General features: G+C 69.2%; 9 protein-coding genes, 1 tRNA gene and 2 rRNA genes. 1 reads left to right on the top strand and 11 read right to left on the bottom strand.

What is annotated here, in order from left to right; translation table 11 throughout:
* Positions 1-7: 7 nt before the first annotated feature.
* The 7 genes from K377_RS08920 to K377_RS08950 form a co-directional block, all read right to left on the bottom strand.
* Entirely contained in the window at positions 8-586 is a 579-nt protein-coding gene (locus K377_RS08920; RefSeq protein ID WP_111662635.1) for a CinA family protein, read from the bottom strand.
* Positions 583-1,290, bottom strand: coding sequence for a CDP-diacylglycerol--glycerol-3-phosphate 3-phosphatidyltransferase (gene pgsA / locus K377_RS08925; RefSeq protein WP_111662636.1), 708 nt, complete (start codon positions 1,288-1,290; stop codon positions 583-585). Before pgsA ends, K377_RS08920 begins: the two co-directional genes overlap by 4 nt.
* Positions 1,287-2,747: a 30S ribosomal protein S12 methylthiotransferase RimO gene (rimO, locus tag K377_RS08930; RefSeq protein WP_111662637.1), complete on the bottom strand. Its 1,461-nt coding sequence runs from the start codon at positions 2,745-2,747 to the stop codon at positions 1,287-1,289. The genes pgsA and rimO overlap by 4 nt, the downstream gene beginning before the upstream one ends.
* Positions 2,748-2,826: 79 nt before the next feature.
* Entirely contained in the window at positions 2,827-3,681 is an 855-nt protein-coding gene (locus tag K377_RS08935; RefSeq protein WP_111662638.1) for a helix-turn-helix domain-containing protein, read from the bottom strand.
* A 270-nt stretch (positions 3,682-3,951) separates the two neighbouring features.
* Complete coding sequence (locus K377_RS08940; RefSeq protein WP_202455632.1) at positions 3,952-6,702, bottom strand: DNA translocase FtsK; 2,751 nt, start codon at positions 6,700-6,702, stop codon at positions 3,952-3,954.
* A gap of 114 nt (positions 6,703-6,816) precedes the next feature.
* A complete protein-coding gene (locus tag K377_RS08945; RefSeq protein WP_111662640.1) occupies positions 6,817-7,497 on the bottom strand; it encodes a two-component system response regulator in 681 nt (226 codons plus the stop codon).
* A 274-nt stretch (positions 7,498-7,771) separates the two neighbouring features.
* A complete protein-coding gene (locus K377_RS08950; RefSeq protein WP_111662641.1) occupies positions 7,772-13,270 on the bottom strand; it encodes a HAMP domain-containing protein in 5,499 nt (1,832 codons plus the stop codon).
* A gap of 404 nt (positions 13,271-13,674) precedes the next feature.
* Between K377_RS08950 and K377_RS08960 the strand changes: the two genes are divergently transcribed.
* The gene (locus tag K377_RS08960; protein WP_111662642.1) at positions 13,675-16,293 is read left to right on the top strand and encodes a SpoIIE family protein phosphatase; all 2,619 of its coding nucleotides are present in this window, start codon (positions 13,675-13,677) and stop codon (positions 16,291-16,293) included.
* A gap of 66 nt (positions 16,294-16,359) precedes the next feature.
* Here K377_RS08960 and K377_RS08965 read toward each other — a convergent pair.
* The 4 genes from K377_RS08965 to K377_RS08980 form a co-directional block, all read right to left on the bottom strand.
* A tRNA-Thr gene (locus K377_RS08965) sits at positions 16,360-16,432 on the bottom strand.
* Positions 16,433-16,529: 97 nt separating this feature from the next.
* Positions 16,530-17,192 (bottom strand): DegT/DnrJ/EryC1/StrS family aminotransferase, encoded by a 663-nt coding sequence (locus K377_RS08970; protein ID WP_111662643.1) that lies wholly within the window; start codon positions 17,190-17,192, stop codon positions 16,530-16,532.
* Between the two features lie 118 nt (positions 17,193-17,310).
* Positions 17,311-17,427 (bottom strand): 5S ribosomal RNA (rrf, locus tag K377_RS08975).
* Positions 17,428-17,516: 89 nt separating this feature from the next.
* Positions 17,517-17,649, bottom strand: a 23S ribosomal RNA gene (locus K377_RS08980); the annotation flags it as partial.

Below are 17,649 nucleotides of genomic sequence, written 5' to 3' on the forward strand. Positions count from 1 at the left end.
GCAAACATCAAAACCCCCCGTTCTGTTCCGTATCCTGTGTCCGCGCATTCCCAGCATGTTCGCCGGAATGCCCTCCGACCAGCTCTTCCGTGAGCAGTCCGAGCACGCTCCGTACACTCTCTCTACGAATTTCCGCCCGGCCGCCGTTCAACCGCAGCGCGAGCACTTTGCGGCTACCAGCGAAATCCCGGACAGACCGGAAACCACCCGTCCGTGCCTCTTCGGGCCCGGCCACCGCCACGAAAACGGTGCCGACCGGCTGCCCGTCCTGGGGCTCGGGGCCCGCGACACCGGTGGTGGCGATCCCCCAGTCCGCGCCGAGCGCGTCCCGCACCCCGGCGGCCATCTGGAGCGCCACGTCCGGGAGCACGGCACCGTGTGCGGCGAGCAGCGCCGCGTCCACGCCGAGGACGGTGTGCTTGAGCTCGGTGGCGTACGCGGTGACGGAGCCGCGGAAGACCTTCGAGGCCCCCGGCACGGACACCAGCTCCGCGGCCACGAGACCACCGGTCAGCGACTCGGCGACGGCAAGGGTCTCCCCTCGCTCCGCCAACAGCCGCAGCGCCTCGGCAGCCCCGTACGTCACTTCTCGGCCGCCTCCGAAGGCGTCTGGTCCGCGGCTGCGGCCTGGGAGAGGGCCGCGGCGGCGGCCGCCTCGGCGAGCCCGGCGCGGCGCAGCACGACCGCCTGTCGTACGTAGTCGAGCCCGGTCACCACGGTGAGGACCACGGCGACCGCCATCACCCAGAACCGGAACGTCGCGAGCGGCCCGGTCAGCGCGAGCACGTACATGCCCACGGCCGTGCCCTGGGCCAGGGTCTTCATCTTGCCGCCGCGACTGGCCGGGATGACCCCGTATCTGATCACCACGAAGCGCAGCAGCGTGATCCCCAGCTCGCGCCCGAGGATGACACCGGTCACCCACCACGGCAGGTCACCGAGCGACGACAGACAGATCAGCGCCGCTCCCATGATCGCCTTGTCGGCGATGGGGTCGGCGATCTTCCCGAAGTCGGTGACCAGGTTGTACGTGCGGGCCAGATGCCCGTCGAAGACATCCGTGATCATGGCGACGGCGAACGCCGCCCACGCCCACGCCCGCATCGCCGGGTCATAGCCCCCGTCGGCGAGCATCAGCACCACGAAACCCGGCACCAGGAGCAGCCGGACCATGGTCAGGATGTTGGCGATGTTCCACAGGCTGGCCTGGTTCACGGCCGCAGTGCCCAGCTTGCCGCCGGGCGCCGGCCTACCGGTGCCTCCCGCGGCGGACGCCGGCACTCCGGTCATCTGCCTGCCTCCTCAAGCCCGTCGAGCGGCTCGGCGACGAGGTCCACTCCCTCGGTTCCGACCACCTTTGCCACGACCATACGGCCGACGGTCAGACCTTCGCCGCCCGTGAGGCGCACCTGGCCGTCCGTCTCCGGTGCCTGGTGGGCGCCGCGGCCGACCACGCCGTCCTCGGCGTCCACGGACTCGACGAGCACCTCCACGGTCTCGCCCAGACGCTCCTCGGCCCGCTGCGACACCAGCTGCTCGGCGAGGCGCGACACCCGCGCGAGCCGCTCGGCGACGACGTCCTCGTCCAGCTTGGTCTCGTACGTGGCCGCCTCCGTGCCCTCCTCGTCGGAGTAGCCGAAGACGCCGATGGCGTCGAGCCGCGCGCCGTTCAGGAACCGCTCCAGCTCGGCGAAGTCGGCCTCGGACTCACCGGGGAAGCCCACGATGAAGTTGGACCGGACACCCGCCTGCGGGGCCTTGCTCCGAATGGTGTCGAGCAGCTCCAGGAAGCGGTCGGTGTCGCCGAAGCGCCGCATCGCGCGCAGCACGGCGGGCGCCGAGTGCTGGAAGGAGAGATCGAAGTACGGGGCGACCTTCTCGGTCCCCGTCAGGACGTCGATGAGCCCGGGCCGCATCTCGGCGGGCTGCAGGTAGCTCACGCGGACCCGCTCGATCCCGTCGACACCGGCCAGCTCGGGCAGCAGCGACTCCAGGAGACGGATGTCACCGAGATCCTTGCCGTACGACGTGTTGTTCTCGGAGACCAGCATGATCTCCTTGACGCCCTGCTCGGCGAGCCAGCGCGTCTCGTTGAGCACGTCGCTGGGGCGGCGCGAGATGAACGAGCCGCGGAACGACGGGATGGCGCAGAAGGTGCACCGCCGGTCACAGCCGGAGGCCAGCTTCACGGAGGCCACGGGCGCCCCGTCGAGCCGGCGCCGCAGGGGCGCACGCGGCCCGGACGCGGGCGCGACGCCCTCGGGCAGGTCCACCGGAGCGTGGCCGGGCAGCGCGATGCCGGAGCCCGCCTCCTGGCGCTCGGCCGGGCTGATGGGCAGCAGCTTGCGCCGGTCGCGCGGGGCGTGTGCCTCCACGCTGCCGCCCGACAGGATCGTCTGGAGACGGCCGGAGATGTCCTCGTAGTCGTCGAAGCCGAGCACGCCGTCGGCCTCGGGGAGGGCCTCGGCGAGCTCCTTGCCGTACCGCTCGGCCATGCAGCCCACCGCCACGACGGCCTGGGTTCTGCCATGCCCCTTGAGGTCATTGGCTTCGAGGAGGGCGTCGACGGAGTCCTTCTTGGCGGCCTCGACGAAGCCACAGGTGTTCACGACGGCGACATCGGCGGACTCGGCGTCCTCGACGAGCTCCCAGCCGTCCGCCTCCAAGCGGCCTGCGAGCTCCTCCGAGTCCACCTCGTTACGGGCGCAGCCAAGGGTGACAAGTGCGACGGTACGGCGTTCGGGCATGGACTCAAGACTACTTCGTCCCACCGACACCCCTCGCCGGGAGGGTTACCGGGAGATCGCCGAGGCCACCGGCCGGGCGTCAGCCGACCTCGGGATCGCCCTTGGTGTACGTCAGCCGCTCGACCTGACCGGCCTGGAACTCGTCCTGGATCTTCTTGCCGTTCACGTACAGCTGGACGGCGCCGGCGTCACCGAGCACCACGTCGACCTTCTGGTTGTCCTGGAAGGTCTTCGACTGGCCCTGTTCGAGCACTCCGTCGAACAGAAGTCGTCCGTTGTGATCCTTCGCGGAGATCCAGCTGCGCCCGTCCGCCGCGTTGATCTTGACGGTGACCTTGTCGCGCGGGGCGGCCGCGATGGCGCTGTCCGACGGGTTGGGCTTCGGGTCGGAGGGCTTCTTGGTGCTGGGCTTCGGCTTGGGGGTGGTGGGCTTGGAGGTGCTGGGCGTCGCGCCCTCGGCGGCCTGCTGCTTGTCGCCGTCGTCGTCGCCACCGCTCACCGCCGTGTAGCCCACGAAGGCGATGACCGCGACGATCGCGGCGACCATGGCGGCCGTCCAGTTCGGGCGGCGCGGCTCGGAGCGGATGCGCTCGGCCTCGAAGAGCGGGGTGGCCGGCGTCGGCGCGGGCTGTCCGCCGTGCTCGGCGCCGTACTGCGCGAGCAGCGGCTCCGGATCGATCCCCACGGCACGCGCGAGCGTGCGGATGTGGCCGCGCGCGTACACGTCGCCACCACAGCGCGAGAAATCGTCCTGTTCGATCGCATGCACGATCGGGATGCGCACCCGGGTCGACTGGCTGACCTCGTCGACAGTGAGACCCGCGGCGATACGTGCCTGCTGCAGGACATGACCGATCGACGGTCGGTCGTCGCCCGACTGCGGGGTGTGGTCTTCCGAAGGGCGGTCGTCTTCAGGGGAGTTGCCGATGGACACGGGGGCGCCTTTCGAGCGTGTAGCCACCTGCTGGAGGTTCAGTCTAGGGGGGGTACGAAAGGGTGGGGCAACCGGGCGGTCGGACTTTGTACGCCATCAGAGCCACCGGTGTGACCCGCGGTCCTGACGGTCGGCTGGGCGTCGCCCCTCCCCTCAACTTGACGTACGCGATGAGGAAACGGTTGCCCCGGATTTCCTTACGAGTGACATCGAAATCGCGCCGGTCCAAGATCGCGCGATCGGCGGCCGCTCGGCCCGGGTCCGACCGGCCTAAGGTTGAGCCTCCCCGCGGATCACCGCGAGCACTCCATCGAGTTCGTCCGGCTTCACGAGCACGTCCCGCGCCTTGGACCCCTCGCTCGGGCCGACGATGTTCCGCGACTCCATCAGGTCCATCAGCCGGCCGGCCTTCGCGAAGCCCACGCGCAGCTTGCGCTGGAGCATGGACGTGGACCCGAACTGGGTGGAGACGACCAGCTCGGCCGCGGCGCACAGCAGCTCCAGGTCGTCGCCGATGTCCTCGTCGATCTCCTTCTTCTGCTTGGTGCCCACGACGACGTCTTCCCGGAAGACGGGCGCCATCTGGTCCTTGCAGTGCTGCACGACGGCGTGGATCTCGTCCTCGGTGACGAAGGCGCCCTGCATACGGGTCGGCTTGTTCGCGCCCATGGGCAGGAAGAGCCCGTCGCCCTTGCCGATCAGCTTCTCGGCACCCGGCTGGTCCAGGATGACGCGGCTGTCGGCGAGCGAGGAGGTGGCGAAGGCGAGCCGCGAGGGCACGTTGGCCTTGATGAGGCCGGTGACGACGTCGACGGACGGCCGCTGGGTGGCGAGCACCAGGTGGATTCCGGCCGCACGCGCGAGCTGCGTGATCCGCACGATCGCGTCTTCCACGTCCCGCGGCGCGACCATCATCAGGTCGGCGAGCTCGTCGACGATGACCAGCAGGTACGGGTACGGCTTCAGCTCCCGCTCACTGCCCTCGGGCGTCGTGAGCTTGCCGTCCCTGATGGCCTGGTTGAAGTCGTCGATGTGCCGGTAGCCGAAGGCCGCGAGGTCGTCGTAGCGCAGGTCCATCTCGCGCACGACCCACTGCAGCGCCTCGGCGGCCCGCTTGGGGTTGGTGATGATCGGCGTGATGAGGTGCGGAATGCCCTCGTACGCGGTCAGCTCCACGCGCTTGGGGTCGACGAGGACCATCCGCACGTCCTCGGGGGTCGCCCGCACCATGATCGAGGTGATCAGACAGTTGATGCAGGACGACTTTCCGGAGCCGGTGGCGCCCGCGACCAGGATGTGCGGCATCTTGGCCATGTTCGCCATCACGTAGCCGCCCTCGACGTCCTTGCCGAGCGCGACCAGCATCGGGTGGTCGTCCTCGGCGGCGTCCGCGAGGCGCAGCACGTCCCCGACGTTGACCATCTCGCGGTCCGTGTTCGGGATCTCGATGCCGACCGCGGACTTGCCGGGGATCGGGCTGATGATCCGCACGTCCGGGGACGCGACGGCGTACGCGATGTTCTTGGCCAGCGCCGTGATCTTCTCGACCTTCACGGCGGGGCCGAGCTCGACCTCGTACCGGGTGACCGTCGGACCGCGCGTGAAGCCGGTGACGGCGGCGTCGACCTTGAACTCGGTGAAGACGGTCGAGAGCGATTCGACGACGGCGTCGTTGGCCGCGCTGCGGGACTTGCCGGGTCCGCCGCGGGTCAGCAGGTCGAGCGACGGCAGGGCGTACGTGATGTCGCCGGCCAGCTGGAGCTGCTCGGCGCGCGGTGGCAGCTCGCGGTGCCCGTCGGGGGCGGACTTGGTCAGGTCGGGCACGGCGAGCCTGGACGGCGTCTCCGGCTCCGGGGCGGCCGGCGCGGCCTTCTTGCCGCGCGCGGTGGGTACGGGCGCCGTGCGCTCCGGCGTGGAGGTCTCCCCGGTGCGCTCCCCCGCACGGTCACCGCCGACGCCCTGCGTGAGGTCGGCGACGAGCGGGGACGGCGGCATGCCGTGCAGCACGGCACCGTCGAGGGCCGCCGCGGCGGCCGCGGCCACGTCCACGGCGTCCATGGGACGGTCCATGGACGGCTGTACGGACGCGCGCCGGGGCCTGCGCCGCTTGGAGAGGGCGTCTTCCTCTATCCGGTCGGGGTCGTACCCCTGCCGCTCCTCCCGGGCCGCCGGGCGCCGCCTCCCGCGCGCGGGCGCGGCCTCGCGCCACTCCTCGTCGTACTCGCCGTCCACGCCCTCCGCGGCGAGCGTGTCGTCGTGGACGATGCCGAGCCGCACGCCGAGCAGCCGCAGCCGCTGCGGGATCGCGTTGACCGGCGTCGCGGTGACCACGAGCAGCCCGAAGACGGTGAGCAGGACGAGCATGGGGACCGCGAGCACCTGGGTCATGGTGAAGCTCAGCGGGGTCGCCGCGGCCCAGCCGATGAGGCCGCCCGCATCCTGTATGGCCTGCATGCCGTCGCTGCGCGCGGGCGAGCCGCAGGCGATGTGGACCTGGCCGAGCACGCCGACGACCAGCGCCGACAGGCCGATGACGATCCGTCCGTTCGCCTCGGGCTTCTCGGGGTGCAGGATCAGGCGCACCGCGATGAAGCCGAGCAGCAGCGGCACCAGCAGATCGAGCCGGCCGAACGCTCCGGTCACCAGCATCTCGACGAGGTCCCCGACGGGGCCGCGCAGATTGGACCAGGTGCCGGCGGCGCAGATCAGCGCGACACCGAGCAGCAGCAGCGCGAGACCGTCCTTGCGGTGCGCCGGGTCGAGCCCCTTCGCGCCCCGCCCTATGCCGCGGAACATCGCGCCGACGCTGTGCGCGACACCGAGCCACACGGCGCGGGCAAGCCGGTAGACCCCGTTGGTGGGGCTGGGCGCCGGCTTCGGCGCGGGCTTCTTGGCAACGGCCTTCTTGGCCGGTGCCTTCTTGGCGGGCGCCTTTTTCGCGGCGGCCTTCTTCGCCGGAGCCTTGGTCGGCGCCGCCGCCTTCTTCGCGGGCGTCTTCTTGGCTGCGGGACGTGAGGCCATAGGTGTGAGGTTACCGGGGGACGGCGTCAGGGACACGTGTGGCGCGACTTCACCCGATCGTGTCGCGATCTGATGCCGTGTGAAGTGACGCGCCCTCAAAGCCCGGGCGGCTGCTCAGTTCTGGGACGGAACGGACGGTGTGCCGGTGCCCGTACCGGGCTCCAGCGCGTCGAGCGCTCTGCGCAGACCGGTGAGCTTGCGCTCCAGATGAGCGGCCGTGGCCACCGCCGCCGCGTCCGCCGACTCGTCGTCGAGCTGCTTGGACAGCGCTTCGGCCTGCTCCTCGACGGCCGCGAGCCGCGCGGACAGCTCGGCGAGCAGCCCCGCGGGCTCCTTCGCGTCACCGACCGCCTTGCCGCCGCCCTCCAGCTGGAGCCGCAGCAAGGCCGCCTGCTCCCGCAGCTGGCAGTTCTTCATGTACAGCTCGACGAAGACCGAGACCTTCGCTCGCAGCACCCACGGGTCGAACGGCTTGGAGATGTAGTCCACCGCGCCGGCCGCGTACCCCCGGAAGGTGTGATGCGGCCCGTGGTTGATCGCTGTGAGGAAGATGATCGGGATGTCCCGTGTCCGCTCCCGGCGCTTGATGTGCGCCGCGGTCTCGAAACCATCCATTCCCGGCATCTGAACGTCGAGCAGAATGACCGCGAAATCGTCGGTGAGCAGCGCCTTGAGCGCTTCCTCCCCGGACGATGCCCGCACCAGCGTCTGATCGAGCGCAGAGAGGATGGCCTCCAGCGCCAGCAGATTCTCCGGCCGGTCATCGACCAGGAGGATCTTGGCCTTCTGCACCATGGCCCGCCCTCCTCGCCCCGGCATGGGGCCGCCCCTGTCCGCAGGACTCGGGGAGGCTCCTGTCGCCGCCCCGGGGAACGACTCCCTTGCGCCGCCCGTCCTTGTGCCGGTCATGGTAGCCGCACCCCGCCTGTCGCCACACCCTGTCACCGCGATGTCACTGTGCACGTAGCAGAAACGCGGTGGGGGACCAGAAGGTTCCCCGTACACCGCACTTCTACACGGCTTTGGCCACACTCAGTCAGCAACTGTGCGTGAAAATTCCCTTTTCCAGTTACTCACCGCGCATCCACTGTTCCATCACGGAGAGCAGATGATCCGGGTCGACGGGCTTCGTGACGTAGTCCGAAGCGCCCGATTCGATCGCCTTCTCCCGGTCGCCCTTCATCGCCTTCGCGGTGAGCGCGATGATCGGCAGACCGGCGAACTGCGGCATCCTGCGGATCGCCGTGGTCGTCGCGTAGCCGTCCATCTCGGGCATCATGATGTCCATCAGCACCACCGTCACATCGTCGTGCTGCTCCAGGACTTCGATGCCCTCGCGGCCGTTCTCCGCGTACAGGACCGACAGGCCGTGCTGCTCCAGAACGCTGGTGAGCGCGAACACGTTGCGGATGTCGTCGTCGACGATGAGCACTTTCTCGCCACCGAACGACGAGGTCCACCGCGGCGCGGGAGCGGGAGCCTCCGCGACCGCCGCCTCCCAGGGCTCCTGAGCGGCCTCCGGCTGCTCGGGCAGGGCGGTGCGGGGCTCGGGCTCCGGAGCGGCCTTCCGGCGGCGCCTGAAGAGCGCGGCGGCGCCGTTCTGCGTCTCCCGGTACGACTTCACCTCCGCCGGCGTCTCCACCTCGGCGGCGGGCTCCGGCGCGGCGTCCAGCGCGAGCGGCCGGCCCGGCTCGACGGCCGGGGCCAGCTGCGCGTACCCCTGGGGCGGCAGCTCGCTCGGGTGCAGCGGCAGGTACAGCGTGAACGTGGAGCCGCGCCCGGGCTCGCTCGCCGCGTGGATCTCGCCGCCCAGCAGCCGGGCGATCTCCCGGCTGATGGAGAGCCCGAGGCCCGTGCCGCCGTACTTGCGGCTGGTCGTGCCGTCGGCCTGCTTGAACGCCTCGAAGATGACCCGCATCTTGCTGGCCGCGATGCCGATACCGGTGTCGGTGACGGAGAACGCGATCAGATCGGCGTCCGCGTCCCGCAACGACCCCGCCTCCAGGAGCTGTTCCCGGATCGCGTTCGGCACGTCGCTGCCCGCCGGCCTGATGACCAGCTCGACGGCTCCGGAGTCGGTGAACTTCACCGCGTTGGAGAGCAGGTTGCGCAGCACCTGGAGGAGGCGCTGTTCGTCGGTGTGCAGCGTGGTGGGCAGTTCCGGCGACACCCGTACGGAGAAGTCGAGTTGCTTCTCCGCGGTCAGCGGCCGGAACGTCGCCTCCACGTAGTCGACGAGCTGCACCAGGGCGATCCGCGTCGGCGAGACGTCCATCTTGCCCGCCTCGACCTTCGACAGGTCCAGGATGTCGTTGATCAGCTGGAGCAGGTCGGAACCCGCGCCGTGGATCGTCTCGGCGAACTCGACCTGCTTCGGCGTGAGGTTCGCGTCGGCGTTGTCGGCGAGCAGCTTGGCGAGGATCAGCAGCGAGTTGAGCGGTGTGCGCAGCTCGTGCGACATGTTCGCGAGGAACTCGCTCTTGTAGCGCATCGACACCGCGAGCTGCTCGGCGCGCTCCTCCAGGACCTGCCGCGCCTCCTCGATCTCGGTGTTCTTGACCTCGATGTCACGGTTCTGCTGGGCCAGCAGTTCGGCCTTCTCCTCCAGTTCGGCGTTGGACGCCTGGAGGGCCTTCTGCCGGTTCTCCAACTCGGCCGAGCGCTCCCTGAGTTGCTCGGTCAGCTCCTGGGACTGCTTCAGCAGCACCTCGGTCTTGGTGTTCACGGAGATGGTGTTGACGCTCGTCGCGATCATCTCGGCGATCTGGTTGAGGAAGTCCTTCTGGATCTGCGCGAACGGCGTGAAGGACGCCAGCTCGATCACGCCGAGCACCGTGCCCTCGAAGAGCACCGGAATCACGATGACCTGCGCGGGCGGCGCCTCCCCGAGCCCCGAAGCGATCTTCAGGTAGCCGCTCGGCGCGTTGTCCACGATGATCGTGCGCTTCTCCTGGGCGGCCGTGCCGATGAGCGTCTCACCGGGCCGGAAGGAGGTCGGCATCGAGCCCATGGAGTAGCCGTAGCTGCCGAGCATGCGCAGCTCGTACGCGTCCTCGTCGCCGCCCGCCGCGTCGGGCCCGTCGTCCAGCGGCATCGCCATGAAGAACGCGCCGTGCTGCGCGGAGACCACCGGCGTCAGCTCGCTCATGATGAGCGAGGCCACGTCGTCGAGGTCGCGGCGGCCCTGCAACAGACCCGAGATGCGGGCCAGGTTGCCCTTGAGCCAGTCCTGCTCCTCGTTGGCGATCGTGGTGTCGCGCAGGTTGGAGATCATCTTGTTGATGTTGTCCTGGAGGACCTGGATCTCGCCCGCCGCGTCGACGTCGATCTTGAGGTTGAGATCGCCGCGGGTCACCGCGGTGGCCACGGCCGCGATGGCGCGCACCTGACGGGTCAGGTTCCCGGCCATCTCGTTCACGGACTCGGTCAGGTCGCGCCAGGTGCCGTCGACGTCGCGCACGCGTGCCTGGCCACCGAGCTGGCCCTCCGTGCCCACCTCGCGGGCGACTCGCGTGACCTGGTCGGCGAAGGACGACAGCTGGTCGACCATCGTGTTGATCGTCGTCTTCAGTTCGAGGATCTCGCCCCGCGCGTCGATGTCGATCTTCTTGGTCAGGTCGCCCTTGGCGATGGCGGTCGTGACCATCGCGATGTTGCGCACCTGGCCGGTGAGGTTCGAGGCCATGCCGTTCACGGACTCGGTGAGGTCCTTCCACGTACCGGAGACTCCGGGTACGCGGGCCTGGCCGCCGAGGATGCCGTCCGTGCCCACCTCACGGGCCACCTTGGTGACCTGGTCGGCGAACGAACTCAGCGTCTTCACCATCGTGTTGAACGTGTCGGCGAGCTGCGCGACCTCGCCGCGCGCCTCGATGGTGACCGTACGGGTCAGGTCGCCGTTGGCCACGGCGTTGGCGACCTGGGAGATGTTGCGCACCTGCATGGTCAGGTTGTTGGCCATCAGGTTGACGTTGTCGCTCAGGTCCTTCCAGATGCCGGTGACGCCCGGAACCCGTGCCTGGCCGCCCAGTTGGCCCTCGGTGCCCACCTCGCGGGCCACCCGGGTCACCTGCTCGGCGAACGACGACAGCTGGTCCACCATCGTGTTCACCGTGGTGACGAGTTCGAGGATCTCGCCCTTGGCGTCGACGGTGATCTTCTTGGAGAGGTCGCCGCGCGCCACGGCCGTGGTGACCTCGGCGATGTTGCGCACCTGGAGCGTCAGGTTGTTAGCCATACCGTTCACGGACTGCGTCAGGTCCTTCCACGTACCCGACACGCCCTGCACCTCGGCCTGTCCGCCGAGGATGCCGTCCGTACCCACCTCGCGGGAGACCCGCGTGACCTGCTCGGCGAAGGCCGAGAGCTGGTCCACCATCGTGTTGAGGGTGTTCTTCAGCTCCAGGATCTCGCCGCGCGCGTCCACGTCGATCTTCTGCGACAGGTCACCGCGCGCGACCGCCGTGGCGACCTGCGCGATGTTGCGCACCTGGGCCGTGAGGTTGCCGGCCATGCCGTTCACGGAGTCCGTCAGGTCGCGCCACACACCGGCGACGCCGGGCACCTGCGCCTGGCCGCCCAGCCGCCCTTCCGTGCCCACCTCGCGTGCGACTCGCGTGACCTGGTCGGCGAAGGCGGAGAGCTGGTCGACCATCGTGTTGATGGTGTTCTTCAGCTCCAGGATCTCGCCGCGCGCGTCCACGTCGATCTTCTGCGACAGGTCACCGCGCGCCACGGCCGTGGTGACCTGGGCGATCTGCCGCACCTGGGACGTCAGGTTGCCGGCCATGAAGTTGACGGAGTCGGTGAGCTCCTTCCACGTGCCGCTCACCCCGTCCACGCGGGCCTGGCCGCCGAGCCGGCCCTCCGTGCCCACGTCCCGGGCCATCCGGGTCACCTGGTCGGCGAACGACGACAGCTGGTCCACCATCGTGTTCACGGTGTTCTTCAGTTGAAGCATCTCGCCGGAGACGTCGACGGTGACCTTCTGCGACAGGTCGCCGTTGGCCACCGCCGTCGTCACCTGCGCGATGTTGCGCACCTGTCCGGTCAGGTTGCGGAAGGCCGTGTTCACCGAGTCGGTGAGGTCCTTCCACGTCCCGGCGGCGCCCGGCACCAGCGCCTGGCCGCCCAGTTCACCTTCGACGCCGATCTCCCGCGCCACACGCGTGACCTCGGAGCCGAACGCCGACAGCTGGTCGACCATCGTGTTGACGGTGTTCTTGAGCTCCAGCATCTCGCCGGCGACGTCGACGGTGACCTTCTGCGACAGATCGCCACTCGCCACGGCCGTGGTGACCGTCGCGATGTCGCGCACCTGGGTGGTCAGGTTCCTGAAGACGGTGTTGACGGAGTCGGTCAGGTCCTTCCAGGTCCCGGCCGCGCCCGGCACGTTGGCCTGGCCGCCGAGCTGGCCCTCCGCCCCCACCTCGTTGGCGACACGCGTGACCTCGTCGGCGAACGTGCGCAGCGTCTCGGTCATCTGGTTGATGGTCTCGGCGAGCTGGGCGACCTCGCCCCGCGCGGACACCGTCACCTTCTGGGACAGATCACCGTTGGCCACCGCCGTGGTGACCTGGGCGATCCCGCGCACCTGGGCCGTCAGGTTGCCGGCCATGAGGTTCACCGAATCGGTGAGGTCCTTCCACACACCGGCCACACCGGGCACCTGCGCCTGACCGCCGAGCTCGCCCTCCGTACCCACCTCGCGCGCCACTCGCGTGACCTCTGAGGAGAAGGACGACAACTGGTCCACCATGGTGTTCACGGTGTTCTTCAGTTCGAGCATCTCGCCCGCGACGTGAACCGTGACCTTCCGGGACAAGTCACCCTTGGCCACCGCGGTCGTGACGAGAGCAATGTCACGCACCTGTGCGGTAAGCCGGTACGCCATTGTGTTGACCGAGTCCGTCAGGTCCTTCCAGGAACCTGACATTCCACGTACGCGCGCCTGGCCGCCCAGCTTGCCCTCGGTCCCGACCTCGCTCGCGACACGCGTGACCTCGTCGGTGAAGGTGGAGAGCTGGTCGACGAGGTTGTTGACCGTCCGCCCGACCTTCAGGAACTCCCCGCGCAGCGGATGCCCGTTCCCCTCGGGCACCTGCGCCCGCAGCTCCATGCGGGGCGACAGATCGCCCTCGGCGACCGCGGTGAGCACCCGGCCCACCTCGGAGACGGGGCGCACGAGGTCGTCGACGAGCGCGTTGGACGCATCGATCGCCGAGGCCCACGAACCCTCGCACGCGCCGGTCTCGAGCCGCTCCGTGAGCTTTCCCTCACGTCCGACCATCCGCCGCACCCGCGACAGCTCACCGGTGAGGTGCAGATTCCGGTCGGCCACCTCGTTGAACACGGCGGCGATCTCCGACATCACACCGTCGCCGTTGACCGTGAGGCGCTTGCGGAAATTGCCGTCCCGCATGGCGACGAGACCGGCGAGGAGCCGGTTCAGCGCCGCGCTGTCGACCGTCGTCGTCCCACTGCCGTTGCGCGTTTTGCGCTGTTTCGCCAGGGACTGTCCGCCTTCTGCGCGCGTTTTCCTGCCCCGCGTCGCTGCGCCAGACTCCACTGTGTCCCTCCCGCAGGGATCGACCTGTACTGCTCGGGTAGCTCGGCTTGCCCAGATGCGCTTCTACCTCAGCACCGGTACTTCGATGCGTTGTCTTCAGAAGCCTGCCCAGTGTTTCACCATGGCTGAACCAGGCCATAACAGTTCGGCAGCTTCGCACACCGTCCGCACACCCTCCGGGCGGAAACACTGGCGACCGGCATCCGCATGGACGGCGAAGGTAAGTAACCTGGCATACGGCTGTCCACCCACCCCGGTCGGCCCGACCTGGGCGGTGGCGGAAAACGAGCGGGCATCGGAGGGGCGGCCGAGACATGGGTACGGGAGACCTGGGCCTCGACATTCGTACAGCGAGTGCGGCAGGTACGGCGACTACATCGAGTTCAACGCGTACAGGGAGTTCTGTGATCACCGCGCGTGCGGCTGCCACCTTCGAACCCGTCGGGCGGTCCGTCGCGACCGCCCGGTCCTTCGTGCGCGACACCCTCCAGGGGTGGGGCTACGCCGACATCATCGACGACGCCGTGGTGCTGACCAGCGAGCTGGTGACGAACGCCGTCGTGCACGCGGGCACATCCGCGGACGTTCTGTGCCTGCGCAGTGACGACCACGTCCGCATCGAGGTCTCCGACCGCTATCCGGAACGCGAGATCCCGCTCCAGTCGTCGGCGATCAACATGGGCAGCCCCGACCGCGAGGGCGGCCGCGGTCTCCAGCTCTGCGCCGCGCTCGCGGGCCGCTGGGGAGTGGACTATTCGGCCACGCACAAGCAGGTGTGGTTCCAACTCGACCTGCCGGAGCGCCCGGTGGGCACGCGCGCGGCCGGTCCCGTCGTCCCCACCGACCTCCTGCCGCTCGCCGACGAGCGGGTGCGCGTCGCCGTCGTGCAGATCGACAAGACCGGCGCGGTCGCGTCGTGGAACGAGGACGCGGAGCACCTCTTCGGCTATCCGGCCGACCAGGTCATCGGCAAGCCCCTCACCGACTTCGCGGCCTGGCCGCACACGCCGGGCACCAGCACCGGCATCGCCGACGCGCTCCAACTCTCGCGCTGGGAGGGCAGTTACGGCATCCGGGGCGCCACGGGCCGCGTCCTCCCCGTGTACGCCTCCCATCTGCGGGTCCGCGACACCGACGGTGAACCCTCGACGGTCTGCCTGCTCGTACGCGATCACGAGCGCGCCGTGCTCCAGACGCCGCTGCGCGTCCCGGCGTCCGACACCGGTTCGTCGGAGAGCCAGGGCTCCGACCCGTTCGAGGTCTTCATCGGCTCTCCGGCCCCCGACGACCTGGACGGCCTGCTCCAGCGCACGGTCGAGCGAGCCCGCGACATGCTCGACGGCGACTCGGCCTTCCTGCTGCTGGCCACGGACGACGAGACGGAGCTGGAGGTCCGCGCCTCCACCGGTCTCCCCTCGGCCCGTCAGCGCTTCGCGCGCGTGCCGGTCGAGGTCGGCCCCGGCCGGTACGGCTCGGCACGCATGCCGGCCGTCCACGAGGACCTCACCCAAGTCCCGGGTGCCGTACCGCTGTTGAACGGTACGGGCATGCGTTCGGTCGTGACGGTCCCGCTCAAGGTCGAGGGCCGTCTCACCGGCTCCCTCGGCGTCGCGGCCGAGTCCCCGGACCGCTACTCGAACGAAGAAGCCCTGCGTCTCCAGTTCGCGGCCGACCGCATCGCACTAGCGGTCGAGTCGGCCCGTCTCGGCGAGCTGGAGAAGCTGCGCCGCGGTTCGCTGAGCTTCCTGGTGGAGGCGTCCGACCTGCTGGCCGGCACGCTCGACCGCGACCAGACGCTGGCGCTGATGGCCCAGATGACGGTGCCGACGCTGGCGACCTGGTGCGCGGTGTACACGATCGCCGACCAGGCCTCGGACCCGTATCTCTCGTACGTCCTGCACGAGGACGAGGAGCGCATCGACGGCCTCAAGGCGCTCCTGTCCAAGATCGCCCCGCCGGAGCCGGTGCCCACACCGGGCGCCCGCGTCTGGCCGGCACCCGCGGAGGCGGCCCATCAGGCGGCCCTTCGTACGTCGATGAGAAGCCTCGGCCTCAACGAGCCGACGAGCGTCACCTCCGGCATCGGCACCACCCTCGCGACGGCTTCCGCGGTGGGCGGCGAGACGGTCGTCCTCCCGCTGGTCGCCCGCAACCGCGTCATCGGCATGCTGACGCTCGGCAAGCCGACGGACGAGCACTTCCGCCAGGAGATCCTGGAGCTGGCCGAGGACTTGAGCCGCCGGGCGGCCCTGGCGCTCGACAACGCCCGCCTCTACTCGGAACGTATGGCGATCAGCCAGTCCCTCCAGCGCAGCCTCCTCCCGCCGGAGCTCCCCGACGTCCCGGGCGTCGAGGTGGAGGTCATCTACCGCGCGGCCGGCGAGGGCAACGAGGTGGGTGGCGACTTCTACGACCTCTTCCCGATCCGCGACGGCGCGTACGGCTTCGCGATCGGCGATGTCTGCGGCACGGGCCCGGAGGCGGCCGCGGTGACGGGCCTGGCCCGCCACGCCCTGCGCCTGCTCGCCCGTGAGGGCTTCGGCGGACCCGCGGTCCTGGAGCGGCTGAACGCGGCGATCCTCGACGAGGGCGCCCGCAGCCGCTTCCTGACGCTGCTCTACGGGGAGTTGTGGCCGCAGGAGGACGGCTCGGCGGTCCTGAAGATGGTCTGCGCCGGTCATCCGCTTCCGCTGCGTCTGCGCCAGGACGGCACGGTCGTCCCGTTCGCGGAGCCGCAGCCGCTGCTCGGCGTCATGGACGACCTGGAGCTGTACGAGCAGACGATGACGCTGGACGCGGGCGATGTCCTGCTGTGCGTCACGGACGGCATCACGGAGCGCCGCGAGGGCACCCGCATGCTGGGCGACGACGGTCTCGCCGAAGTCCTGTCGACGTGTACGGGTCTGACGGCCGGCGCCGTGGCCGCGCGCATCATGCGTGCGGTGGAGCGCTTCGCCGCTGACGCCCCGTCCGACGACATGGCGATCCTGACGATGCGTGTGCCGGGCCTGCAGCACGACTGACGCCGGGGGGCGGGGGAAAAGCAAAAGGCCCCCGCCCTGTTTCCAGGGCGGGGGCCTCAATTCCTGAGCCCCCAAGCGGAATCGAACCGCTGACCTTCTCCTTACCATGGAGACGCTCTACCGACTGAGCTATAGGGGCCTGTTGCTTTCGCGGTTTCCCGCTCACCAACGAGTTAAAGCATACCCGAAGATCAGGTCGCTTCGAACCATCGATCGCACGGCCCGCGAGGGCCCCGCTAGAAGGCGGGTTGAAGCAATCCGCCGAGCGCATTGCAGGCGGAGACGAGCCGCTGCATCTGCCGCTTGGACAGTTCCGTGTCGACGGGCAGCGCCAGCGTTTCATCGGCCGCGCATTCCGTCTGGGGCAGCTCGACGTCACGCCGGAACGCGGGCATGCGGTGCACGGGAGTCTTCACCGGCACGCTGCATTCGACTCCCTTGCTCCGCAGAGCCCGGGCGAAGGCGTCCCGATCGGGCCGCCCATTGCCGGGTACGCGCACGACGTACTGCTGATAGGTGTGCCCTTCGCCGGCCGCGGGCGTCCGCAGCCCACTGAGTCGCCCGTTCAGGTACGCCGCGTACGCGCGTCGCCGCCCGACTTCCTCGAACGGCTGGTGGGATTCGCCTTGCTCCAACAGGAACAGCCCGTTGCGTTGGGTGACTCCCGTCAGCCGCTCGATGTCGGCGCGGTGGCCGAAGCGGTGCACGGCGACCACCGCGGCGGTCCGCGTGCTCACGCACGCGGCGACGTGCGCGGGGTCGAGGCAGTACGTGTCCGGGTCGATGTCAGCGAAGACGGGAGCGGCGCCCGCCTGTACGACGGCTTCGGCGACCTCGGGGTTGCCGAAGGCCGGCACGATCACTTCATCACCGGCGCCGACACCGGCGGCTTGCAGCATTCCAACTGTGCCCATGGCACCGAATGTTCATCGCGCAACGTGAACGACAAGTGACGCAAAACAAAAAAGAGCTGGTCCCCGAACCAAAGGTTCGGGGACCAGCTCTTTATCAAAAGGAGTTCGGCGGCGTCCTACTCTCCCACAGGGTCCCCCCTGCAGTACCATCGGCGCTGTAAGGCTTAGCTTCCGGGTTCGGAATGTAACCGGGCGTTTCCCTCACGCTATGACCACCGAAACACTATGAAACTGTCAACCGGAGCCGTGACCAAAAGGCTACGACGGTTGTTCGTGGTTTCAGAACCAACACAGTGGACGCGAGCAACTGAGGACAAGCCCTCGGCCTATTAGTACCGGTCACCTCCACACCTCACGGTGCTTCCAGATCCGGCCTATCAACCCAGTCGTCTACTGGGAGCCTTAACCCCTCAAAGGGGGTGGGAATACTCATCTCGAAGCA

The organism is Streptomyces sp. PsTaAH-137, assembly GCF_003259365.1.
Lineage (GTDB): Bacteria > Actinomycetota > Actinomycetes > Streptomycetales > Streptomycetaceae > Streptomyces.